28 protein-coding genes and 1 other RNA gene are annotated in these 22,948 nt (G+C 45.0%); 14 read left to right on the top strand and 15 right to left on the bottom strand.

All coding sequences use genetic code 11. From position 1 onward, the window contains the following. Positions 1 to 118 precede the first annotated feature (118 nt). From GJS45_RS03350 to GJS45_RS03325, 6 genes are all read right to left on the bottom strand, one after another. A complete protein-coding gene (locus GJS45_RS03350) occupies positions 119 to 1,210 on the bottom strand; it encodes an agmatine deiminase family protein (protein WP_162340054.1) in 1,092 nt (363 codons plus the stop codon). Beyond that, entirely contained in the window at positions 1,200 to 2,075 is an 876-nt protein-coding gene (locus GJS45_RS03345) for a carbon-nitrogen hydrolase (RefSeq protein ID WP_162340053.1), read from the bottom strand. The genes GJS45_RS03350 and GJS45_RS03345 overlap by 11 nt, the downstream gene beginning before the upstream one ends. 60 nt (positions 2,076 to 2,135) lie before the next feature. Beyond that, the gene (locus tag GJS45_RS03340) at positions 2,136 to 3,278 is read right to left on the bottom strand and encodes a 1-acyl-sn-glycerol-3-phosphate acyltransferase (RefSeq protein WP_162340052.1); all 1,143 of its coding nucleotides are present in this window, start codon (positions 3,276 to 3,278) and stop codon (positions 2,136 to 2,138) included. A gap of 164 nt (positions 3,279 to 3,442) precedes the next feature. Continuing rightward, positions 3,443 to 4,051 (bottom strand): 3-keto-disaccharide hydrolase, encoded by a 609-nt coding sequence (locus tag GJS45_RS03335; RefSeq protein ID WP_162340051.1) that lies wholly within the window; start codon positions 4,049 to 4,051, stop codon positions 3,443 to 3,445. A gap of 36 nt (positions 4,052 to 4,087) precedes the next feature. Further along, positions 4,088 to 5,434 carry a Gfo/Idh/MocA family protein gene (locus GJS45_RS03330; protein WP_162340050.1) on the bottom strand — a complete coding sequence of 449 codons (1,347 nt, stop codon included), beginning with the start codon at positions 5,432 to 5,434 and terminating at the stop codon, positions 4,088 to 4,090. 354 nt (positions 5,435 to 5,788) lie between these two features. After that, on the bottom strand, positions 5,789 to 6,121 hold the full coding sequence (locus GJS45_RS03325; protein ID WP_202928023.1) for a hypothetical protein: 333 nt from the start codon (positions 6,119 to 6,121) through the stop codon (positions 5,789 to 5,791). A gap of 150 nt (positions 6,122 to 6,271) precedes the next feature. Here GJS45_RS03325 and ffs point away from each other — a divergent pair. The 6 genes from ffs (at position 6,272) to GJS45_RS03295 (ending at position 9,054) form a co-directional block, all read left to right on the top strand. After that, positions 6,272 to 6,364: signal recognition particle sRNA small type (gene ffs / locus GJS45_RS03320), an RNA gene on the top strand. Positions 6,365 to 6,448: 84 nt separating this feature from the next. Then, entirely contained in the window at positions 6,449 to 7,105 is a 657-nt protein-coding gene (gene fsa, locus GJS45_RS03315; RefSeq protein WP_162340049.1) for a fructose-6-phosphate aldolase, read from the top strand. 63 nt (positions 7,106 to 7,168) lie between these two features. Further along, on the top strand, positions 7,169 to 7,372 hold the full coding sequence (locus GJS45_RS03310) for a fructose-6-phosphate aldolase (protein ID WP_162340048.1): 204 nt from the start codon (positions 7,169 to 7,171) through the stop codon (positions 7,370 to 7,372). Between the two features lies 1 nt (position 7,373). Beyond that, positions 7,374 to 8,087 (top strand): cell division ATP-binding protein FtsE, encoded by a 714-nt coding sequence (locus tag GJS45_RS03305; protein WP_162340047.1) that lies wholly within the window; start codon positions 7,374 to 7,376, stop codon positions 8,085 to 8,087. Positions 8,088 to 8,273: 186 nt separating this feature from the next. Beyond that, entirely contained in the window at positions 8,274 to 8,459 is a 186-nt protein-coding gene (locus tag GJS45_RS03300; protein ID WP_162340046.1) for a CPXCG motif-containing cysteine-rich protein, read from the top strand. A gap of 70 nt (positions 8,460 to 8,529) precedes the next feature. Further along, entirely contained in the window at positions 8,530 to 9,054 is a 525-nt protein-coding gene (locus GJS45_RS03295) for a hypothetical protein (protein ID WP_162340045.1), read from the top strand. A gap of 18 nt (positions 9,055 to 9,072) precedes the next feature. Here the strand turns inward: GJS45_RS03295 and GJS45_RS03290 are convergent, their stop codons facing one another. Continuing rightward, positions 9,073 to 9,945: an SDR family oxidoreductase gene (locus tag GJS45_RS03290; RefSeq protein WP_162340044.1), complete on the bottom strand. Its 873-nt coding sequence runs from the start codon at positions 9,943 to 9,945 to the stop codon at positions 9,073 to 9,075. A 130-nt stretch (positions 9,946 to 10,075) separates the two neighbouring features. Between GJS45_RS03290 and GJS45_RS03285 the strand changes: the two genes are divergently transcribed. Beyond that, positions 10,076 to 10,885: a hypothetical protein gene (locus GJS45_RS03285; RefSeq protein ID WP_162340043.1), complete on the top strand. Its 810-nt coding sequence runs from the start codon at positions 10,076 to 10,078 to the stop codon at positions 10,883 to 10,885. Positions 10,886 to 10,974: 89 nt separating this feature from the next. On the opposite strand, the gene GJS45_RS03280 is transcribed toward GJS45_RS03285, so the two are convergent. Beyond that, positions 10,975 to 11,940 carry a succinylglutamate desuccinylase/aspartoacylase family protein gene (locus tag GJS45_RS03280; RefSeq protein ID WP_162340462.1) on the bottom strand — a complete coding sequence of 322 codons (966 nt, stop codon included), beginning with the start codon at positions 11,938 to 11,940 and terminating at the stop codon, positions 10,975 to 10,977. A 117-nt stretch (positions 11,941 to 12,057) separates the two neighbouring features. Between GJS45_RS03280 and murB the strand changes: the two genes are divergently transcribed. Then, the gene (gene murB, locus GJS45_RS03275; protein ID WP_162340042.1) at positions 12,058 to 13,095 is read left to right on the top strand and encodes a UDP-N-acetylmuramate dehydrogenase; all 1,038 of its coding nucleotides are present in this window, start codon (positions 12,058 to 12,060) and stop codon (positions 13,093 to 13,095) included. A gap of 229 nt (positions 13,096 to 13,324) precedes the next feature. On the opposite strand, the gene GJS45_RS03270 is transcribed toward murB, so the two are convergent. Further along, positions 13,325 to 13,807 carry a deoxycytidylate deaminase gene (locus tag GJS45_RS03270; RefSeq protein ID WP_162340461.1) on the bottom strand — a complete coding sequence of 161 codons (483 nt, stop codon included), beginning with the start codon at positions 13,805 to 13,807 and terminating at the stop codon, positions 13,325 to 13,327. Between the two features lie 226 nt (positions 13,808 to 14,033). Here GJS45_RS03270 and GJS45_RS03265 point away from each other — a divergent pair, with 226 nt between their 5' ends. The 4 genes from GJS45_RS03265 (at position 14,034) to GJS45_RS23615 (ending at position 15,512) form a co-directional block, all read left to right on the top strand. Beyond that, entirely contained in the window at positions 14,034 to 14,411 is a 378-nt protein-coding gene (locus tag GJS45_RS03265) for a response regulator (RefSeq protein WP_162340041.1), read from the top strand. 73 nt (positions 14,412 to 14,484) lie between these two features. After that, entirely contained in the window at positions 14,485 to 14,973 is a 489-nt protein-coding gene (locus GJS45_RS03260; RefSeq protein WP_162340040.1) for a hypothetical protein, read from the top strand. 54 nt (positions 14,974 to 15,027) lie between these two features. Then, on the top strand, positions 15,028 to 15,228 hold the full coding sequence (locus GJS45_RS03255; RefSeq protein ID WP_162340039.1) for a hypothetical protein: 201 nt from the start codon (positions 15,028 to 15,030) through the stop codon (positions 15,226 to 15,228). 137 nt (positions 15,229 to 15,365) lie between these two features. Then, positions 15,366 to 15,512: a hypothetical protein gene (locus GJS45_RS23615; RefSeq protein ID WP_202927950.1), complete on the top strand. Its 147-nt coding sequence runs from the start codon at positions 15,366 to 15,368 to the stop codon at positions 15,510 to 15,512. 48 nt (positions 15,513 to 15,560) lie between these two features. Here GJS45_RS23615 and GJS45_RS03250 read toward each other — a convergent pair whose 3' ends face one another. Then, a complete protein-coding gene (locus GJS45_RS03250; protein ID WP_394366568.1) occupies positions 15,561 to 17,060 on the bottom strand; it encodes a peptide MFS transporter in 1,500 nt (499 codons plus the stop codon). 209 nt (positions 17,061 to 17,269) lie between these two features. Here GJS45_RS03250 and GJS45_RS03245 point away from each other — a divergent pair, with 209 nt between their 5' ends. Further along, on the top strand, positions 17,270 to 17,704 hold the full coding sequence (locus GJS45_RS03245; protein WP_162340037.1) for a peptidylprolyl isomerase: 435 nt from the start codon (positions 17,270 to 17,272) through the stop codon (positions 17,702 to 17,704). Positions 17,705 to 17,712: 8 nt separating this feature from the next. Here GJS45_RS03245 and GJS45_RS03240 read toward each other — a convergent pair whose 3' ends face one another. From GJS45_RS03240 to GJS45_RS03225, 4 genes are all read right to left on the bottom strand, one after another. After that, a complete protein-coding gene (locus GJS45_RS03240) occupies positions 17,713 to 18,996 on the bottom strand; it encodes a NupC/NupG family nucleoside CNT transporter (protein WP_162340036.1) in 1,284 nt (427 codons plus the stop codon). Positions 18,997 to 19,120: 124 nt separating this feature from the next. Beyond that, the gene (locus tag GJS45_RS03235) at positions 19,121 to 19,735 is read right to left on the bottom strand and encodes a bifunctional nuclease family protein (protein ID WP_162340035.1); all 615 of its coding nucleotides are present in this window, start codon (positions 19,733 to 19,735) and stop codon (positions 19,121 to 19,123) included. 6 nt (positions 19,736 to 19,741) lie between these two features. After that, positions 19,742 to 20,707 (bottom strand): electron transfer flavoprotein subunit alpha/FixB family protein, encoded by a 966-nt coding sequence (locus tag GJS45_RS03230; protein WP_162340034.1) that lies wholly within the window; start codon positions 20,705 to 20,707, stop codon positions 19,742 to 19,744. Between the two features lie 13 nt (positions 20,708 to 20,720). Further along, a complete protein-coding gene (locus tag GJS45_RS03225) occupies positions 20,721 to 21,452 on the bottom strand; it encodes an electron transfer flavoprotein subunit beta/FixA family protein (protein WP_162340033.1) in 732 nt (243 codons plus the stop codon). Positions 21,453 to 21,499: 47 nt separating this feature from the next. Between GJS45_RS03225 and GJS45_RS03220 the strand changes: the two genes are divergently transcribed. Then, entirely contained in the window at positions 21,500 to 21,826 is a 327-nt protein-coding gene (locus GJS45_RS03220) for a tetratricopeptide repeat protein (protein ID WP_162340032.1), read from the top strand. A gap of 65 nt (positions 21,827 to 21,891) precedes the next feature. Here GJS45_RS03220 and GJS45_RS03215 read toward each other — a convergent pair whose 3' ends face one another. Further along, positions 21,892 to 22,908: a quinone oxidoreductase family protein gene (locus GJS45_RS03215; protein WP_162340031.1), complete on the bottom strand. Its 1,017-nt coding sequence runs from the start codon at positions 22,906 to 22,908 to the stop codon at positions 21,892 to 21,894. Between the last annotated feature and the right edge of the window lie 40 nt (positions 22,909 to 22,948).

The raw sequence follows: 22,948 nt of genomic DNA, 5'->3' as shown, positions 1-22,948 counted from the left end.
AATACCAAAACATAGGGTGTAGCCCTGTGAAAACCATCGACTACTGCAACTCAAGCCCTGCAAGGGCGAAATATATTTCGCTACCCTGCTACAAGGGATTCCGTTTTCTGAATCCGGATCAGAGATACGCCGGCTCCTGCTGACTCAGGCAATGGAAGGATCCAAGCCCCCAAATCAGATCCCAGGAATCTATCCCTACTACCTTTCTGTCGGGAAAACAGCCGCTGAGTATATCCAGCGCCTTTTCATCATTTTTATCCCTAAAGGTAGGTACAATCACATGTTTATTGGCGATGTAAAAATTGGCATAACTGGCAGGTAAGCGGGTATCTTCGTAAATTACAGGCGAAGGCATGGGCAATTCAACAATATCCAAAGCCTGCCCGTCGGGAAGCCTGAAATCCTGCAGCATCTCCAGGTTTTCTTTTAATACCTGGAAATTCTCATCCTTTTTATCGGACTCGACCACGGTCACCACTTTATTTTCGCTGACAAAGCGGGTCAGGTCATCGACATGTCCATCTGTATCATCTCCAATGATCCCATCTTTTAACCAAAGTAGCTGCTGGATGCCATAATAATCCCGAAGAATCCTTTCAATCCCTTCCCGACTATGCTGGGGATTCCTGTTGGGATTTAACAAACAGGCCTCGGTAGTGATCAGGGTACCTTTGCCGTTAAAATCCACCGACCCCCCTTCCATAATGATACCGGGTTTAAAGCAGGGGATTTTCAAAATCAAAGCCACTTTTTCCGGGATAAGATTGTCCAGGTCATAGGGCGGGTATTTATCCCCCCAGGCGTTGTATCCCCAATCCACGATGGCTTTCCCCATTTCCTTATCCTTATTCAGCAAAAAAGAGGGGCCATGGTCTCTGCACCAGGCATCGTTGGTCGGAAAATGTTGAAAAATCACGTGACTCATGTCTGTCTCTGCCCTGTACAGGTGCTCGCAGGCAAAAGCTTCCATGGCCGCATCCGCTACCATTATATTTACCTTTTCACTCTTAGCCAGACAGGCCACAAACTCACTGTATGAAGGATAGATACTTTCGATTTTCCCTGGCCAGGAAGCCTCCTTGTGAGGCCAACTAAGCCAGGTGGCCTCGTGTCTGTGGAATTCTGCCGGAAAGAAATACCCCAAAGCTGAAGGGCATACCGGGTCGGTGCCTGAATTACCTTTAAAATTAAATTTCGGATCAATCTTCATCCAGAAAGCGCTTGAGAATGGGGTCATAACTATCGATGCGCCTGTCCCTGAGGAACGGCCAGTGCGTCCGGTACCGGTCCGATTGGGTCAGGCTCACTTCCACCACCTCCACCTGTTCCTCCAAATAGGGTGCCTGATAGACCACTTTTCCAAAAGCATTGGTTACGAAAGAGCCTCCCCAAAATTGTACTTCTCCTTCCATTCCGGTTCGGTTTACGGCCACTACAGGCACCCCGTTTGCCACGGCATGTGATTTCTGAATGGTTTGCCAAGCTTGGTATTGTTCCTCGTTGGTGTCAGCATCCTGGGATTCATGCCAGCCGATAGCGGTGGGATAAAATAAAATTTCAGCCCCCATCAGGCTGGTGATCCGTGCCGCTTCCGGATACCATTGGTCCCAGCAAATCAACACGCCCAATTTCCCAAACCTGGTGGAAAAAACTTTATATCCCAAATCTCCGGGCGTGAAATAAAATTTTTCATAAAAGCCTGGATCATCCGGAATATGCATTTTTCGGTATTTACCAAGGTACCTTCCATCTGCATCTATTACGGCAGTGGTGTTGTGGTAGATGCCTTCTGCTCGTTTTTCGAAAAGGGATACTACCAACACCAGTTCCAGTTCCCGGGCCAACGAGGAAAAGGTTTCCGTAGAGGGCCCGGGAACCTTCTCTGCCAGCGCGAAATTCTCATATTCCTCTAAATCACAGAAGTACAGGGATCGGAAAAGTTCCTGTAAACAGACGACCTGTGCCCCTTCACTGGCCGCTTTCCGAATAGCCAGCTTGGTTTTTTCCAGGTTTTGATCGATATCGGCACTGCAGCTCAGCTGTACCAAACCTATTTTTACACGCTTTTCTTTCAAGGGATTACGAGTAGTTTGTGGTGGAAATTAGTGGATTTCTTATCTATTGTGTTGGACTCCTTATTTGGGAGCTAACTGTTGCAAATTGTCATTATGAATTACGGGGTTGGCATACATGGAAAGGAAATTCTTTACGGCCATTGGGTTATCCATTTCCACACCTCGTTGAATCCTTTCCTGAAACTCTTCTTTTTCTTCAGAAGTGTACTGATGCCGGTGTTCATCCGATTGATTCAATAAGTCAAGCGCAATGTAATTCGTAGGCCATAGCCGATAATTTCGTACGATGACCTTGTCTAGTTCCTCTACCAATAACTGAAGTTGTTTATTGACACTACTTTCTTTTTCAAAAATAGCATTTATTTCTTCATCCAGAACTTTACCAACGGAAATATGAATCCGCTTTTTTTGTCCCATAATCCCACTCATAAGAGTTCTGAAATCCTCATTTTTCTGCTTTACGTAGGTTTCTTCCCTCGCTTTAGCCAGAAGTTCGGGCATTTTCAAGACATCGGTCGGATCATTTTCATAGGAAATGGATACGGGTACAATTTTAAGTTTCAGAAAATAATCTTTCAACGAAAGGTTTTCACACCCTTTGGATAGCATTTTTAGGATCCCTTTCTGCGTGAGGTCAAGCCCGTCCTTGGTTCTTCCCTCCCGTTGGGCAATCCATACAGATCGGTTTTGGGAAAGGATAGCCTCTCGAATGTATTCTGAGTTTAATCTGGAAAACTCCAGCATCGCTTTGCTACTCAGCCCCCTATAGACTATAAAGTTACGGGTGAGTCGCGAAAGTGACTTTAGAAATGGCTTTTTCACCAAATTATCGCCGATCGCTGAGGTGGTCATCAACAAGCCATGCTCGTACAAGGTGGCGTTTAAAAGGGAAGTGTCGAGAATAATATCACGATGATTGGAGATAAACAAATAGGCCGTATTCGGCTCCAGCTTTTCGAAGCCCGAAGTGGTAAGGCCATCAGAAGTGAGGTCCAGCACTTTTCGAACAGAATGATAAATAAAGTTAATTTGAAAATCCCTGATGGAATGTGTTTTTAAAAGTTGCTCGGTCCATTCCCTTTCTTCTTTATCCGGAAAAGTAAAATTCATCATCGCCTTCATCATGGGATGATCGGCGACTTCCTTCAACGCATTGTTGACTTCACTATCATAAAAAGGTCTTATGGAATCAAATTTAGACATATAGTATCTTTTAACAGGGTGCAAATTACGAAAAATGCCCCAAAGGTTCCTTCCTTTCGTCAAACAATAGTCCTGATACCAAAAAAGGCCCCTATAATGGGACCTTTTTTGATTCATTTTTTAGCTTTTGCGATTAGCTTTCGAAAGGGCTACCGGAATGGGATCTAAAGTTCCTTCACTTCTATATCCTTCCAGGAGATCTTCAAGCCTCCGCCACTGTGGATTTGCAAGGCTATCTGTCCCTCACCTTGTCCGATCTTCTCATCGCTGTAATCCACCATTTTCTTTCCATTCAGCCAGGTTCTCACCCGGTCTCCTTTTACCCTTATTTTAATATCATTCCACTCCCCGAACTTCAGGTGCCTGTCCAATTCCGGATCTGGTTTGATAAGCCAACCTCTTCCATACGACTCGTATACTCCACCCGTGTCATTGCCGGGAGGGGCGACCTCTACCTGCCAACCAGATACCTTGGTTCCTTCGAAGGTGGACCGGAAAAAAATGCCGCTATTTCCATCCTGATCCTGTTTAAACTGTGCCGTCAATTCGAAATCATCGTAATTTTCTTTCGTACCCAGGTACCCGTATTCGGCATCGGGTCCACTTTCGGACACTAAAATCCCGTCTTCAACGTACCATTTTTCGGTGCCATAGATCGTCCATCCAGTAAGGTCTTCTCCATTGAAAAGTGCTTTTTGACCGTATGAGGTCAAAAACAGCCCCATGGCCATGGCCAGAAACAGACCGGATTTTTTTGCAAGTGTGTTCATCATTCTTCTATTTTATTGTTTTAGGTAAAAGCTATTTCGTTACACCAACTTCATTTCTACCGGATCCCAGGCAATAAATTCATCCTGAAAGTAGCTGTCATTACATAAAAGCGCCGGTGCAGCCGCTCTAAATGCAAAAACGGGATCTTCTGTCACTGTTCCATTTTCACGAATGGCGGTGAAAAAATTCCCAAAGTGGTCGTAATGAGCTCCCTTATATCCGGGTTCCACTTTATAAACCATTTCATTAGGAGGCAGTATACGTTTGCGATCAGCAGCCCCGCCACTCATTTGTGCTTGTGCTTCTAAAAAAGGATCGTCGCTAGATGCCTGCTGGTTGGTTTTGACCACTACTTCGTCCCACTTCACATCCATAGATCCTTTGCTCCCCACAATTTTCAAATAGGTGGACCCACTGGTGCCATCTACAAAATTACATCGCAGGGATAAATTGAACCCCGGATGCTCCTTGCTGTCGGGATATTGAAACATTCCCAGCAATACATCCGGAACCTCTCTTCCGTCTTCCCAGTACCTTAATCCACCCATGGCAGAAACTTTATTTGGCCCAAGGGAATTGGTGATAAAATGCAAGCTGGTAAACAAGTGAACGAACAAATCTCCGGACATGCCGGTACCGTAATCCAGGTAATTCCTCCAACGGAAAAACCGAAGCGGATCAAATTCCCTGTCTGTGGTATTGGAAATGTAACGTTCCCAATCTACCGTTTGCGTAGAAGCATCCGCAGGCACATGGTACTGCCAGGCTCCTTCAGGAGAATGACGAGCCCAAAATCCCTCTGCGTAATTGATATCTCCGATCGCGCCCGATGCCAATAGTTCTTTTGCTTTTTCATTTCCCAGGCTGGAAATCCCCTGGCTACCTACCATGAAGACCTTACCGGAATTTTTCCAGGCATCGATGACCGCTTTTCCTTCCTCTACGGAGTGAACCATGGGTTTCTCGCAATAAACGTGTTTTCCCGCATTGAGCGCATCCACACTTATTTGCTTATGCCAATGATCGGGAGTACCAATCAATACGGCATCGATATCGTCTCTTTTTAAGATCTCTTTGTGGTCCTTTGTGAGAAATAGATGCTGCCCCCACTTTTCCTTGGCCGACTCTAATCGACCATCGTACAGGTCACAAACCGCTACCACCTCCACATTTTCATGCTGAAGTGCCGTGTTCATGTCCTGCGTTCCCATAATCCCCGCACCTATCAGTGCGATTTTCAACTCCCTGTCAGCAGGTTTTTGGGACAGGCGGTTCATTGGCACCACCTTTTTCGGATGGGCTGCCCCAAAAGCCGCCGGTGCAATAGCCGAGGCGGCACCTGCCATTCCTATTCTCTTTAAAAACTTCCGTCGGTTATTTTCCATTTCTTTACGTTTGATCTGATCGCTATTAAAACTTAGGTTTTGCTTTTACCGGTAATATGCCTGCCTGAATAAATCATAAGGATGGGTAAGTCGGAAATAGATCCGGAACATATCATGTTTGGACTAAAACCTTTCCTTTGCTATATTTTGAAGAACCTGTGGCTTATCCCCTGATTTTTCAGGTGACTTTCACCATTTAACGCCAAGCTTACCCCACCAGTAACAGACAATTTTTATCAATAAGTCAAACTTACTAAATTTTTTAGATTATCTTTTCAATAATTCATTTGTCCGGGACAAAAAGTAATGAATAGGGAAAACTGGCCTTCGGATAAGCGGAAAGCATTCGTCTATTTAAGGCATGCGCTGGTTGGGATTTTGGGGATTTTGTTGGTAGGAATCATTTTCATCCATCATTCGCTGGCGAGGCCATTGAGGGGCTAATTCCTTTTCTTCTAAATTCACCAATTCCCCATTTTCAAACGTGGCAAGTATGTAAAATCGCTCATCGTTGTTGACTCGATATATTTTTCGGTCTTCATTGAGCTGGCTGATGACGGCTTCTTTATTTTGTCGAAGAAACTTGCTTTCAGACATGCCCAACTGATAGGGGATTCTTGGCTGAAATAGGGCACATGAACCCAGCAAAAAAATCAAACTTATGATACCAATCGATTTTGTCAACATATTTTAAAATGTTTTGAGAAAACGTGTGTTCGTTATCCGTTGTAAAAAAGGGTTGCAATAATATTGCCAAAAAATATCGGTTTGACCCTAAAGGAATTAGCTATGGATGAGGAAAAACTTTTGTTGCTGAAAGAAATTTATCTACCTTTGTACTGAGCGGCACGACCAGCTCCTGCTGAATCCCCCAGGTCCGGAAGGAAGCAAGGGTAGGCGGTTGTAGCGGTGCGATGCCGCTTATTTTTTATCTTTTTATTAAACGCTCCCCTTCTTTTTGTTACTTTTGAATTATTATCCATTTTGTAATAAAACCAAACCTAATTTTCGCACATGAAATTCTTTATTGACACCGCAAATTTAACTGAGATTAAGGAAGCCTACGACTTGGGCGTATTGGATGGCGTGACGACTAACCCCTCGCTGATGGCAAAAGAAGGGATTAGTGGAAAAGAAAAAGTCAGGAATCATTACAAAGCCATTTGTGATATTGTAGATGGCAACGTAAGTGCGGAAGTAATTGCAACTGATTTTGACGAGATCGTCAGCGAGGGCAAAGAATTAGCTAAAATTGATGACAAAATCGTGGTGAAGGTTCCAATGATTAAGGAAGGAATCAAAGCCATCAAATATTTTTCCAGCGAAGGCATCCGTACCAATTGCACCCTGGTTTTTTCGGCTGGACAGGCCATCCTTGCTGCGAAAGCAGGTGCGAGTTACCTTTCGCCGTTTATTGGCAGGCTCGATGATATTTCTATTGACGGATTGGATCTCATTTCACAAATCGTCCATATTTACCAGAATTATGGCTACGAAACCGAGGTATTGGCCGCTTCTATACGGCATACCATGCATTTGGTAAAATGCGCAGAACTAGGTGCTGATGTGGTGACTTGCCCGCTTAAAGTCATCACCGGATTACTGAATCATCCGCTAACAGACAAGGGACTTGCGCAGTTTCTGTCAGACCATGCCAAGGCCAATCCATAATTGAATAGCAGGTGATCTTTCACCTGAAAGGTCACCTATCTCCAAAAATTAACCGGTCCGCCTATGTACATTATAAAAGTAAAAGGGAAAGCAAAAATCCCGGACTACATACAGATACGGGATGAGAATTTTGTATTGGTGGCCTATTTTAGAGCCGACCGGCCATTAAAGAACATTGAAAAATTCGGTCTGGAGGGAAAAGAAGCTGAACTAGAGCAATTGATCAAGGAACTTCCTTTTGGCAAACTCAAAAAACTCAGCCTCTGATATGGTGTTTTCGAATGAGCCGGTAGTCAAGGTACAGGGGGCCTGTATTTTTCAGGGAATCAATACGATTCTAAAGGATGTAAATTTCTCCATAGAAAAAGACGAATTTATCTTTCTGATTGGCAGAACTGGAAGTGGAAAGAGTTCCCTGCTAAAAACCCTGTATGCCGACCTTCCCCTAATTATGGGAGAGGCCAAAGTGGCCGGTTTTTCCATCGAAAAAATCAAAAAGAAAGAAGTGCCCTTTTTACGTCGTAAATTGGGCATTGTATTTCAGGACTTTCAATTGTTTCCCGATCGTTCTGTGGCCGAAAACCTCTATTTTGTCCTTCGTGCAACCGGCTGGAAGGACAAACTCAAAATGAAAAACAGGATGATTGAAGTCCTGATGGGTGTGGGATTGGGAGGAGCTGCCACGAAAATGCCCCATCAACTATCCGGTGGGGAACAACAGCGGGTCGTGATTGCCCGGGCACTGCTAAACGAACCCTCCATTCTGCTGGCAGACGAACCCACCGGCAACCTGGATCCGGAAGTATCGGATGGAATTTTTAAGCTTTTTCAGGAAATCAATAAGAAAGGTACCGCCATCCTTATGGCCACCCACAATTACGAACTGCTAAAAAAATATCCTTACCGAATCCTGAAATGTGAAAAAGGACAGGTTTTGGATAGCAAACTGACGACCATTTCCTTAGGTGGCAACGGTTTGTAAGAGAATCATCCCCCATGCCAGTTCCCTTTCGTTACCGCAAGAAATAAGACCACCTGAATGAGGAACCTCATCCTAAAAAAGGCTTTGTCATTTCCGGTAAAAAACCGACCGAAAGAAAAAACCGGAGGATAGCGCAACTTTGTTTCCGGATTTTAGTAGACTAAAAAAACTATCCCACGAAAAATAATGGAAATCGAACACTTTTTTCAATGTCCCTTTTGCTTTTCAGAAATATCCATGTTGCTTGACCCCAGCGTTTCGGATCAGGAGTATATTGAGGATTGTGAAGTTTGTTGCAATCCCATTCAGATCAGTTATGGGATGGAAAATGGCGAACTTCACTGGTTTAATGCATCTGGTGTAGAGCAATGAAATTTTCTGATTTTTTGGCTTGACTTTCATTTTCTTAGACCTATTTTAGAAGTAAAATAACGGTTTAGCTATGATAAAAAATTTACTGTTTGGTCTTATTTTTTGGACGGGAGTACAAGTTCAAACGGCCCATGGGCAGGTAGTGGAAGAAATAAAAACAGCCGGTCAGATTTATGCTTACGCTCAGTTACATGGCGACCATGAAATCCTGTTGGATTTTACCTATCCATCCTTGATCGAAAAAGCAGGAGGCAGGGAAGCCATGAAAGAATTATTAAAGCAGATTCAGGAAACTAAGAAGAGGCAGGGGCAGCGGTTGGCCTCCCTGCAATTTGGGAAGGAAATACGAACGGTTCAGGTAAAGGATGAGGTTCATGCGATCGTGCCTGTAAAGCAAGTCACAAAAGTGCCGGGGGGAACACTGATCACGGAGAGCAATCTGATCGCCGTAGGCACCGAAAACCGAGAGAACTGGTACTTTATCGAAACCACCTCCCTGGAAGAAAATAACATTCAGAAAGTTTTGCCAAATTGGGATTTTAGGCTGGCCTTGCCATTTAAAAAGCCGCCGGTCTTTAAAGAAGATAAACGCTAAATTAAAGCCTGAAGGATTTTAGTCTGTCTTTTTCCTTTTGCTAGTCAGGGCATCCCATTCTTCTTCCTTTACGTCCCGAAAGGCATTAAACTGACCGGCCCCCTGTAACCTCTCGCCCCCATCAATGGTGATTACTTCGCCGTTTACAAAAGCGGAAAAGGGAGAAATCAAATAGGCCGCGAGGTTGGCTAGTTCCTGGTGATCACCTACTCTTCCCAAGGGGACCCTTTTGGCAGGATCAAACTTTTCAGCCAGATGACCTGGCAACAAACGTTCCCAGGCTCCCTCTGTAGGAAAAGGACCCGGAGCGATGGCATTACTCCGTATACCGTAGGGAGCCCATTCCACAGCCAGGGAGCGTGTCATCGCCAATACGCCTGCTTTAGCCGCAGCGCTGGGAACCACATAAGCAGACCCCGTAGAGGCATAGGTAGTTACAATGTTTAAAAACACACCCGGCTTTTTATCTTTGATCCAGTCCTGGCCTACTACCAAGGTCATATTTGAGCTGCCTTTGAGCACAATATCCAAAATGGTATGAAAGGCATTGGGAGAGAGTCGCTGGGTGGGGCTGATAAAATTAGCCGCCGCATTATTTACCACTGCATCAACTTTTCCAAAATGGGACTTGGCCTTAGCGTACATATCGGACACCGCCGTATGATCCCGTATATCACAGGCCAGCGGTAAAACCTCCCCCCCAGTCTCCTTCTCCAATTTCTTCGCAGTCGCCTCCAATACGGCCAATTTCCGGCTACTGATGACCAATTTTGCTCCAAGTGATAAAAAATAACGAGACATGGATGCCCCCAGTCCGGTGCCACCCCCAGTTACTATAATCACTTGATTGTCCAAGGCTCCTTTTACCAACATCCCTTCCTTGTAGTTCATTCTTTTCCTTTTTTAGTCCTTACAAGCCTTAAAATACATATTTTTATACGCTTTAAACCTTGGCATGGATATTAATTTAACTTTGAGTAATTTCGTCATTGAAACGCTTCACCCATTAAATTCAGTTTGAATGAAAAATAAGGTGCCTTTTTTACTGCTATGGGTTCTGATATCCTGCGTACCCGATGTAAGCAAAGACCTGCAGATCAATCAATCATTTGAAGGGGAAGAGGCCTACTGGGCTTCCAAGAGCCTGGACGAGCACCTTTATCTGGTTTTTCAGGATTGGGAATCTTTCCTCGATACTTCCCATACGGATTCGTTGCCGGGTTGTCCCGGTATTACCCTGGATTCGGCCAATTATTCCGTGAGTCTTCATTACGATCAACCCCAGTGTGATACGGATGCTTCCATTCGAAAGGGAGAAATTACGATCCAGTACGGGCAAGCCAACCTCGGAATTGGTGATTCTCTCCATTTGGCCTTTAATGGATACGAAATCGAAGGCACTCAGGTAAACGGGCAGCGGATTTTTCAACTCTCAGCGAAACAGGTCGGAGGCCTGAGCATGAATGAATTAACCGACTCCCTGCTACTGGTCCGTTCAGAAGGTTCTTCTACACGCCTGAGCCCCAGGTACACGCATCAAGGCAGGATTCAATCTGGAAAAGTAAGCGAAATTACCAGCGTGGGATCTATGGAGGGGCGGAACTGGAGTGGCAACAGCTTTACGGTTCAGGTGAACCCTGAAAAAAAGATATCCGAAGCCTGCCTTTCTAAAACGCTACTACGGCCAGCCTCCGGTACGGAAACATGGACCATTAACCGGACCGGAGAGAATCCAGTCACCCACGAATTAACGTATTCTGTAGGGGAAGCTTGTGACTCCAAAACTACTATCAGATTGGCAGAAGGCGTGGTCATGGAAAAGGAACCCTGATACATCTAATCCGGTGTTTCTATATCCCGCCATTGAAGCCCTTTTACCGGAATGGATAGAATGCGCTATTGGCTTCTATAACTGTGGTTTCATTTTTCGGAGGCTTCCGCTGCTGTTTGTGATTTGCCTACATGCACCAACGCATCGCCTGCATTGACTACCGGTTGATTATTGATCCCGATGACGTGTCCGGAAAAGGTACTCTTAACGGGAACCTTTACCTGCCCATAAGGGTCGGAAATTTTTGCCAGTACCTGGCCCTTTTTTACCTCATCTCCTGCAGACACCGAAGCATTAAATATACCCGAAATTTTAGCTCTTACCCAGCTGCTATCCTGAATTTTCAGGGTCTTTACCAAAGGAAACGCTCCGTCAATCATTCCAAGGTGTTTCAATATCCTTCCCGTACCCATAATGCCTTCCTGGATCACCTGCTCATCCAGTCGCATGGATTCCCCCCCTTCAAACACCAGCAGGTGTTTCTTGTGCTTATAAGCTTCTTTTCTAAAGGACCGGTCAATATGCGGAGAGTTAACCGTGAAATTAGCCCCAAATACTTCTGCTAACTTCAACCCTTTTTTATCTTTAAAATCCACGCGTACCTGGGGATAATTGGAAAGCATCCGCCCGCCGGTATGAAAATCGATGCCATAATCTATTTGCGGGATAATTTCATTGGTAAGAATATTGGCAATCTGGGAAGCGAGGGATCCCTTTCTGTTTCCAGGGAAGCTTCTATTCAGATCCCTGCCATCCGGGAATGTTCGGGAATTGCTCAAAAAACCATACACATTTACCAATGGAATAAAGATCAGCGTACCCTTCTTCGGCTCGAAAATGTTTTCTTCCAGCATTCTTTTTACGGTCACGATCCCATTGATTTCATCTCCATGTACGCCGCCGCTGATAAGTACCACCGGGCCGGGGTTACTTGAACTCCTGATAAACACCGGAAGGTCAATCAAGGTATGGGTAGGCAGCCTGGCAATGGCAATTTCTATGTTTAATGATTGCCCGGGTCTTATCCGTATGCCATTGATCACCATTTCTTTCATAAAATACTCCTTTTGCTTTTCCTCCAAAACGGCTCAGGGTAAAAGAACACGGAGAAAACGAGCCGTCTTGTTTTCTATTTGATCAAATAATCCTTATTTCGTGTCATAATTAAAAAGATGAAGATACAAGAAAATATTTCTTTACGTCAGTACAATACATTTGGGATCGACAAAAAAGCCCGATTATTTTTGGAAGCCAATCGTTCCGATGAGGTCATCCAGGCCATATCGCATGCCCGGTCTTTGGGTAAAAAATTATTTGTTCTCGGCGGTGGAAGTAACATTCTACTCGTGCAAGACATCGATGCCTTGGTTATCAAAATCAACATTCAGGGCATCGAAAAAATAGAAGAAGATGCGGATTCTATTTTGCTAAAAGCGGGCGCAGGTGTGGTTTGGCACAATTTGGTCACCTTTTCTCTGGCATCGGGATTAAGCGGCCTGGAGAATTTGTCCTTAATACCCGGTACCGTCGGGGCAGCCCCCATGCAAAACATCGGAGCCTATGGGGTGGAAATCGAATCGGTTTTTGACCATTTGGATGCCATCGAAATTGCCAGTCGCCAGACCAAAAGGTTCTATAAAGCGGATTGCGCATTTGGCTACCGGGAAAGCATTTTTAAAAACAGATGGAAGGGCAAGTATATCATTACTCACGTGGCCCTCCGGTTATCCAAGAAGCCCCGGCCGACCATCGACTATGGGGATATCCAAGGTACCTTGCAGGAACTCGGGAACCTCCACCCCACTCCCGAAAATATCAGCAAAGCGGTGATAAGCATCCGTCAACGGAAATTGCCTGACCCTGCCAAAATTGGAAATGCGGGTAGTTTTTTCAAAAACCCCACGGTCCCGGTGGAAGCCTTTGAACGTCTCCGGGATAAATTTCCCGGGATCCCCGGGTACCCCTTGGGTAAATTCGTAAAAATACCAGCGGCCTGGCTGATTGAGCAAGCCGGTTGGAAAGGAAAACGCTTTGGCAACATAGGGGTACATGAGCACCAACCCCTGGTCTTGGTAAACCATGGCAATGGAGAGGGCTCGGACTTAATTGACCTGAGCAAAAAAATACAAGCTGATATTTACGATAAGTACGGTATCACCTTGGAAAGGGAAGTTAACCTGATTTCTCCCCAGCAATGGATCAATCCCTAAGCCGATCCTTTATTCTACGCTCAACCCCCGTTGAGTGTATTGCAGGTTGCGCCTGCCTGGACGACAGTGTGGGGTCAGATTTTTAGGTAGCAGGAAAGCATGGATATACCCTTTTATTCTCAGGCGTGATAAAGTTATACTGGTTATCAAAATCGGACTCTGGCCCGGACTTATTGTTATACCGGAAGGAAATGTTTGTCGATCCAGTTAAGCTTATGCTCCTGCACTTTTAAATTAAAGAATCCTTAATTCGGATCGATTTGGGATATTTTTCTGCCGATACGCCAAATTTTTCCAGAAAAACGATCCCTTCGTCGATTCCCAATCCCTTATAGGCCGCATAGGAATACAAATAAATAACTTTCGAAATACCCATGGAATAAATGATTCGGGCACAGGGCAAACAGGGTGCTAACGTCACATATAGGGTAGATCCCTCCACAGTTGCCTTGTTTTTTACGGCATATAGGATCGCGTTCTGCTCGGCATGCAATGCCAGCGAGCAACTGCCTTTGCTATCACGGCTACAGCCTTCCTCGGGGAACTCTTCGTCGCAATTATGCGTGCCCGATGGAGGGCCATTATAACCAATGGAAATGATCCGCGTATCCTTCGTTAATACAGCGCCAACGTGCTTCTTGATACAGTGAGAGCGTTGGGCAAGGCTAACGGCTAACTCCATAAAAATATCATCAAAATCCGGTTTGCTCATAGGGTTTCGGTTTGCTGCCTGGTAAAATTCACGGCCATCTTCAAAAGTAAAACCAGAAGATAACTTCCCCACTAGGGGAACTGGCACAAAATTAGCTATTTAAATTTTTTAATTCAGAAATTTCATTGGATTAAGAAAAAAAGAGCAAATAAAAGTTTAAAGTAAAATTTTTTATTTACTTTTGTAGCTTGTATTTTGCTTTTCAAAACACGATTTATGTATTTCAATGATTAAGATAGTTCTTATAGACGACGATCCCATTAGTATTTTTGTAACCGAAAAACTGATTCAAAGAAACATCATGCAACCTTGCAAGGTTTTCTCATTCGATAATGCCATGGACGCGCTGAAGGACATCTATCGTATAAGTCCCCATTATTTATTCCTAGATCTCAATATGCCCGAAATGACGGGATGGGATTTTTTGGAAACATTTAACCCTGCCAAATCAGATCCGGAAATATACATTCTAAGCAGCTCTGTTGACGAGCGAGACATCCTTAAAGCCAATCAATACGATCAGGTAAAAAAATACCTTTCCAAGCCCTTGATCAAACAATATATCAATCTCATTTTTGGAAAATACAGAGAGAATATTTCTTAAACAGGGGCATATTATCTCACTTTTCGGAAACTACTTTTGCCAAAATCGGTTATTAAAATAAAACCAAAAACACATGGCAAAAGCAAATCCAAATTTAATTCTGGCCTTGAGGAAAACCATTACAAGATTGAAAGAGGGAGCTCCTTATCAATGGGGGCATATGGGGGCTTGCAACTGCGGCAACCTGGCGCAGGAAATCACCAGAATTACGAAAGGAGACATTCACCGCTTTGCAATGCAGCGGAGCGGTGATTGGAGCGAACAGTTAAATGATTATTGTCCCGGAAGTGGGCTGCCCATGGATTTGATGATCTCCGAATTACTTGAGATCGGGTTAGAAAGAGAGGACTTGATCCATCTGGAGCGATTATCTGATCCGGAGATTCTGGAACATATTCCATTCGATCAGCGGAAAAATTTGGTTAAAAACCGGAAGGAAGACCTGTTGCTGTACCTGAAAACATGGGTCGCTCTTTTGGAGAATCAATGGGCTGCCAATCAACCACATACCCTGAAACCTGCCCAGGAAAAATTAATTTCCAATGAGCTATTGAGTTACTAATAAAATTTTCATTACTTAGCGCAAAAAACAGCATTCCCTTAACAATTGACGCTTATGAATGAAGATTTTGAAGACGATTTCGATGACGATGATTTCGGTGATGAATTCAACGACTCCATTTACGATGAAGATGAAGACTCTGCCTTCGGTGAAGATGTCTTTATGGATTTCGAAGACGATGGCTACGATGACACTGGAGACGATTTCTCAGGAGATTTTGAGTTCGATGAGGAGGAAGACGATGAGATCGATTGATTTTCTTATCGGGGGCCATTCTAGTTTAATCAGACTCGCTCCAGGAAATTGATTTAATCCTTTTTATTTATTCGCTTTGTTATCCTTATTTTGGATGCTAAATTGCGGCTTTAAACATTGTCATAACCAATAATCGTATGTTATTAGAAATATTCAGTTCACCAATTGCTTCCGGAGCACAAATTTTTTGGTTAATTGTTGCCATTTTGGTAGGCCTGGGAGCTGGCATTTCGGCCATTGATTTCAGAAGTACTGTTTTCAAAAAACAAGATAAAGAAGATTAAAAAAAGGCCGGTTTTGGAAAACCGGCCTTTTTTCTTTCCTGGTACACCTCAGTGTACCTTCCCCATTAGACTTCGAATCGGTTTGGAAATCAACATTAACACCATTCCGGCACCTATTACGGTATACACAATCAGCATGTACTGATCCGGCATTTCGGCCAGGGCTTCTGAGGTGCCTCCACTTGCACTTCCAGCAATTCTTCCCGCGATCAGATTACCCATGGCAATGGATAGAAACCACATGCCCATCATTTGACCGGCAAACTTTTTAGGAGCCAACTTGGTCGTCAAACTCAAGCCCACGGGACTAAGACTGAGCTCTCCAAACGTGTGGAAAAGATAGGTAATCACCAGCCAGGATGGAGCTGCCAAATCTCCAGATGCGGCGATCTTGGCAGCAAAATACATAACCAAAAACCCAATACCGAGAAAAATAAGGCCTATCGCAAATTTCAAAGGAGAACTTGGTTCCAGTTTTTTCCTTCCCAGGGCCACCCACATCGCTCCAAAAAAAGGAGCAAAAATAATGATAAATATACTGTTTACCGATTGGAAATAGCCAGCCGGAATCTCCCAACCCCATACCGTCCGATCCGTAAACCGTTCTGCAAAAAGGTTCAATGAGGAACCCGCCTGTTCAAACCCGGACCAGAAGATGGCTGAAAAGACAAAAAGGATCATAATCACCACCACTTTCTTTTTCTGCCCGGAATCCAATCCCCCAAAAAACAAAACGTAACCGAAAAAAAGCAGGGCTACAATTGCAATAACGGTATTGGAGACCCCGGCCAGGGAGACCGGATCCAAGGGAATTACCTGAAAAAAGAATAACGCCATAGTTAAAACGACCAAACCTAAAACCAGCCAAACGCGTTTCAGTAATCGCTGATACGCTTGTTTTTCCTCCCTGCTATTATTCTCCACCGGCTCCCCCACTCCTTCCAGGTATTTTTTTGTTCCCTTATACTGAATCAATCCCATCAACATACCAAAACCGGCAAGCCCAAAGCCCAGGTGCCAATCGTAAATGGCCAGGGTACTACAAGCGATGGGGGCCATAAACGCACCCAGATTGATCCCCATGTAAAAAATGGAAAACCCGGCATCCCGTTTGGAACTATTTTCGGGATAGAGTTGCCCAACGATGGAGCTGATATTTGGTTTCAGCAACCCGGTACCAAAAACGATCAATATCAACCCCAGAAAGAAGGATGGCAGGTCCCATGCCGCTAACTGCCCTTCCGGAACCGAGGCTCCTGAAAACAAGTTAAAAACCCCCGGCAGGGCCATGGTGAAATGACCTATGGTGATGATAATTCCGCCGTACCAAACAGATTTTTTCAGACCGATCAGCCTGTCCGCCACCCAGCCACCGGGAAGCGCGAGCAGGTATACCGCCATGGAGTACAAGCCATAAACCGCCCCTGAGGTTTGATCATCAAAACCCAGCCCTCCCGAAGCAATTGGCGCTGTCATAAATAAGATGAGCAGGGCGCGCATCCCATAATAACTAAACCGTTCCCACATTTCGGTAAAAAACAAGGTCATCAATCCCTTTGGATGCCCAAAAAGTTGGGGTCCTTCGAATTCCAGAATATCCTCCGGAGCGTTGTGTTTTCCAATAAACTTGTCCTCTTTTTCCAAATCTGAATTATTTAAGGTGGTTTTTACTTAAAAAGGCATGTACAGTAAATACAAGTATAGCATGATCCTGGCATAAAATCAGTATTATTGCAAAAAAAACAAACGATAACTTCATGAAAACCGGAGAAATACAAACCGAAAAAGGCACCCTGAAAATCACCTTTTACGAGGAAGATGCCCCAAAAAACGTCGCAAACTTTATTCAATTAGCTCAAAAAGGCTTTTATGATGGATTGACTTTTCACAGGGTAATCCCAGATTTTATGATCCAGGGAGGCTGTCCCAAAGGTAATGGAACCGGAGGTCCTGGTTACCATGTGGATTGTGAACTGGATGGAGAATTACAACACCATGATCGGGGGGTATTATCTATGGCACATGCTGGCCGAAATACCGGAGGATCTCAATTTTTCATCTGTCATAACCGCAGCAATACCCAACACCTTGATCGAAACCACACTTGTTTTGGAAAAGTTACCGATGGGCTAGAAATCATCGATCAGATTCGTGCGGGCGATAAAATCAGTAAAATCGTCATCCATGAATAAGTAGAAAGTCAAAAAAGCGCTCCTGCTACCGTGGCCGTCATCAGGCAAGCGATGGTAGCAGCCAGCAACGCACGCATACCAAGCCTGGACAGATTTCCCTGCTGTTCAGGCGCTATGCTTCCTATCCCCCCAACCTGAATGGCGATGGAGCTAAAATTGGAAAAACCGCATAATGCATAGGTGGCGATGACGATAGACTTGGCAGACAAGTCTCCTGCCGATTTCATTTCGGCTAATCCCAAATAGGCGACAAACTCGTTAATGACCGTTTTTTGCCCCAATAAAGAGCCAACAGCCAGGGTATCTTTCCATTCCACCCCGATCACCCAGGCAAACAATCGAAAAACCTGTCCCAGCAAATATTCCAATGAAAACCCTGTAAAGGTGCCGTTTGTAGAGGAAACCACCAGGGAGTTCAAACCGGTATAGTCTCCGATAACCCCCGAAAGAAAGAAATTCAATGCTGCTATGACAGCTATAAAGGCCAATAACATTGCCCCTACGTTTAAGGCCAGTTTTAAGCCTTCAGTCGCTCCTCTCGACATGGCATCGATTAGATTTACATCTGTGTTTTGCGCACTGATATGCAACTGATCGTTGATCACTTCCCTGTTTTCTTCCGGAATGACGATCTTAGAAATGACAATGGCAGCCGGGGCGTTCATAATGCTCGCCCCCAGTAAATAGGTAGCAAACCGCGTCTTCTCTACCGGGTCATCGCCTCCCAAAAAGGCTACGTACCCCGCCAATACCCCGCCAGCGATGGTCGCCATGCCTCCGGTCATCAAACACATCAGTTCGGATCTGGACATAGTGGGAATAAACGGCCGCACCAGCAAGGGCGCTTCCGTTTGACCCAGAAAAATATTTCCTGCTGCCGACAGGCTCTCCGCACCTGATAAACGCATGGTTCGTGCCATCAGCCAGGCGATTCCAAAGACTACTTTTTGCAAGATTCCCAGGTAATAGAGGCCTGCAGAGACTGTAGAAAAGAAAATGATCGTCGGTAATACCTGAAATGCGAAAATAAATCCAAAAGAACTACTGGCTAACTCCCCAAATAAGAATTCTGCTCCCTGTTCTGAAAAACTCAGGAATTTCACAAACCCCTCGCTGATCTTGCTGAAAATACCGGCCACAAAGGCCACCTTGGTAATCAATATTCCAAATATGGTTTGTAGGGCAATCCCAATGGCTACTAATCGCCAATCAATCTTTTTAAAATTAGCTGAAAAAAGACTGGCAATAGCCACTAGTACCACTATTCCCAATACACCTCTAGCGTAATCCATATCCAGCCATCTTTAGGAAAAAAAACGCCTCGAAACGAAGGACTTCAGCCCAAAAATTCGGCACCTTTTTTTCCCTTCTTTAAAAAGCAATGGGGATGGCTGCCAGCTATGGGCACTTTTCCGATCAATTTCTTCTGTTAATCTCATCCCTTAATCGCGCTGCCCTTTCATAGTCCTCATTGCTGATGGCTTTTTCCAATAATTGATTTAGTTTATCCAAACTAAAGTCTTTGAGGGAAGCTTCCTGGGATTTGCCTTTTTCTTTTGAGGAATCTTTTCTGGAAGTACCTCCCCCAGAGGCCTCCTGTTCCCTTTTTTCATCTTCCTCGGTAAATTCAATCGCTGCTTCGGACATCACCGCACTGGCGCAATAAATCGGCGCATCGAACCTGACAGCTATGGCAATAGCATCCGATGGGCGCGCATCAATTTCCACCGTTTTAAGGGAACTTTTACACATGATTTTGGCATAAAACACCCCTTCTCTCATATCTGAAATCAAAATGTGATCTACCGAAAATTGAAAATTGGAGGCAAATGATTTGAATAAATCATGTGTCATTGGCCGGTTGGGGATGATTTTTTCAATCTCAATGGCGATCGCTTGCGCTTCAAACATTCCAATGACAATTGGTAATTTTCGCCTTCCCTCCGATTCCCCCAGTACCAAGGTAAATGATCCGGATTGGGTGCTATTGGAAGATAAACCCAAGATTTCTAACTCAACAGTATTATCCACGGTCTATTATTTTAATGCGTTAATCGCTTCAGTCAATTTTGGGACTACCTCAAATGCATCCCCAACGATCCCATAATCAGCCACTTTGAAGAAGGGTGCTTCCGGATCCTTGTTGATTACCACCATGTATCTGGAAGCATTTACCCCTGCCAAATGCTGTATGGCACCGGAAATGGCTACCGCAAGGTACAGAGAAGGTGCTACTTTCACCCCGGTCTGTCCTACGTGCTCGTGATGAGGTCTCCAACCCAAATCCGAGACAGGCTTTGAGCAACCTCTAGCGGCTCCCAGGGCATCTGCCAGGTCCTCGATCAGCCCCCAGTTTTCGGGGCCATTGAGTCCCCTTCCTCCGGAAACCACAATATCCGCTTCCGGTAACAATACTTCGCCAGTGGCTTTTTCAGTGCCGGTTATTTTAGCTGAGAAAGTCTCCCCGGGAAGATCTATCGCAACGTTTTCAACCGGAGCGGCCGATCCGTCTGTTTTCACAGGCTGTATGTTTTTCTTTATGGCAAGTATTTTATTCTCGGTATGGATAGCCGTTTCTACGAAGGCTTTTCCGGTGAAAATGCTCCTTTTAACAACAAACCCCTCGGTCAAATCCGGCAAGCCCACCACATTGGTGGCCATGCCAGCGTCCAGCCTTACCGCTAAACGCGCCGCCACAGCATCCCCCAGCGAAGATTTGGCTAAAACCAGGGTTTTTCCCTTTACCTTATCAAAAACCTGAGCGACTACTTCGACATGGGCCTGAATGACTCCTGCATTCAAACGGTCATCCGTTACCTGATACACGCCGGCTGCCCCTGCTTTGCCCAGCAGCTCCGCTTCTCCTTCCACCGCTTCTCCAAGGCTTACTACCTGCACCTTATCCCCGGTAATTTCCCCCAAGGCGGCCGCATAAGAAACGGCTTCCAGGGAGGAGTTTTTGATTCGTCTCTGATCTTTCTCTATATATACTAATATTGACATTTTCTTTCGTTAATTAAAGTATTTTGGCTTCGTTTTTTAACAAATCAACCAACTCTTCTACCGTATCCACCAATTTTACCGCTCCTTTTGCAGGAGGCAACTCGTATTTTTTCGTTTCAGTCTGGCTTCCAGACGTTTCCGGATCAACCGCTTTCAAAGGTTTGCTTCTGGCGGACATGATTCCTCTCATGTTCGGGATTTTCCATTCCGCAATGGGTTCCTGACAACCCGCAACAAACGGGAGGTCTACGGAGATAAATTCTTTCCCCCCTTCAATTTCGCGCGAAATAGTAGCTGTATTCCCTTCAATATCCAATTTCATCACCGGAGATACGGAAGGAATGCCCAGCAACTCTCCCACCATCCCGTGAACCATCCCTCCGTTGTAATCAATGGATTCTCTACCCATAAGAATCAGATCGAAGGCTTCCTCTTTCGCAAACCGGGCAATCTCACCGGCCACAAACGCCGCATCTCTAGGAAAAGCATTTATACGAACGGCTTCATCGGCTCCTATCGCCAACGCCTTCCGTAAGGTAGGCTCCGTATCCGATTCTCCTACGTTTAAAACGGTAATGCTACCTCCACCTTGCTCCTTCAGCTCAACCGCTCGGGCCAGCGCATAATCATCGTAAGGACCGATGATAAACTGAACGCCGGTTTTATCAAATTGGGTGTTATTATCGGTAAATTTTATCTTTGAAGTGGTATCCGGCACATGCGTGATACAAACCAATATTTTCATGTATAATTTTTAATTAAATTTGTCAATTAGGAATCAAACGCAAAACCATGAATCAGCATGACAGAGTCCGGGAACTGCAAATGTACCTGGAAGAGGAACCCGGAAATCCATTTAATATTTATGCCTTGGCGTTGGAATATCAAAACCAAGACAAAGAAAAGGCTTCTTTTTATTTTAACAAACTATTACGTGAACATAAAAGCTATCTTCCTTCTTATTACCATGCTGCCCGCTTGTTTTCCGACCTGGGGCTGATGGAAAAAGCAGAAAGCACCTACCTGGAAGGAATCGAACTTGCTAAAAACCAAAGCAATGCTCACGCGCTCAAAGAACTGCAGAACGCTTACCTAAATTTCCAATTTGAGAACGATTAGCTCCTGTTTTCCATGGCAATAACCGGATAAATCACTTTATTCCCCAAAGGCATCCCGCCAACAGGCTAATCCTGCGCCTCCGGACCGGTTTGCAACACCAACTTTCCCAGTTGAGAACTTTTTTCCATTTTTTCAAATGCCAGTAGCGCACCGCTTAGCGGAAAGACTGCATCCACCACGGGTACAAGCTCCTGATTTGTTACCCAGGCAAGCATTTCTTCAAAATCACTGTCTGATCCCATGGTTGTCCCTTGTAGGGTCACTTGTTTCCAAAATAGTTTTCGGGCATTCAGCTCTGGTATATTCCCCAGGGTGGCTCCGTAAAACACAAGGCTCCCGCCAGGTCGAATGACATCCATCAGTTGGTTGACCGTAGCCCCCATGGCACTGTCAATGATCAAATCAAAACCTTGCGTATGGGCCATTGCCTCGTCCGTCCAGGACTCCGAATGGTACAAATAGCCCGCCTCTGCTCCCATAGCTATTGCTTTTTCCAGCTTCCAGACGGCACCACTGGTAACAAACACCCTGGCCCCTTTTGAGAGGGCAAATTGAACTGCCATTTGAGCCACTCCTCCTCCAAACCCAGTGACCAATACCTTATCTCCTTTTTTCACCTTTCCCTGAACGATCGTAGCCCGGTAGGCTGTCACGCCACACAAGGGAAGTGCCGCCGCCTGAACAGCGTCCAGATGGACGGGTTTCTGATGAATCCTATCTGCTGGCACACAGCAATACTCCGCAAAAGTGCCGTGTTCGGGCATTCCCAATATGCTAAAATCCGGGCCCTGAGCTGCAGCGTCTTCTCCCCAGTTTTTTGCAGGATTGATTAGAACTTCTTTCCCAATCCAGGATTTATCCACCTGCTCTCCTACCGCAACTACTTCACCGGCTCCATCCGAGCCTAATATAATACCGTCCTTTAGATTGGGGTATTTTTGTTCCCGGCACCATTGGTCCCGGTGATTTAAAGCCGCAGCACTGATCTTCACTTTTACCTCCCCCGCTTCAGGTATGGGCTCCCGAAGCTCCACGAAGGTCACTCCATCTTTATGACTACTGTCCAGTACAATGCATTTCATGAGTTTGGTTTCTATGGTTAACGAATTATTCGCTTTGGTT

The sequence above is a fragment of the Cyclobacterium salsum genome, from assembly GCF_010119245.1.
Lineage (GTDB): Bacteria > Bacteroidota > Bacteroidia > Cytophagales > Cyclobacteriaceae > Cyclobacterium > Cyclobacterium salsum.
Note: the sequence above shows the minus strand (reverse complement) of the source record. Positions and strands in the feature narration are given on the sequence as shown.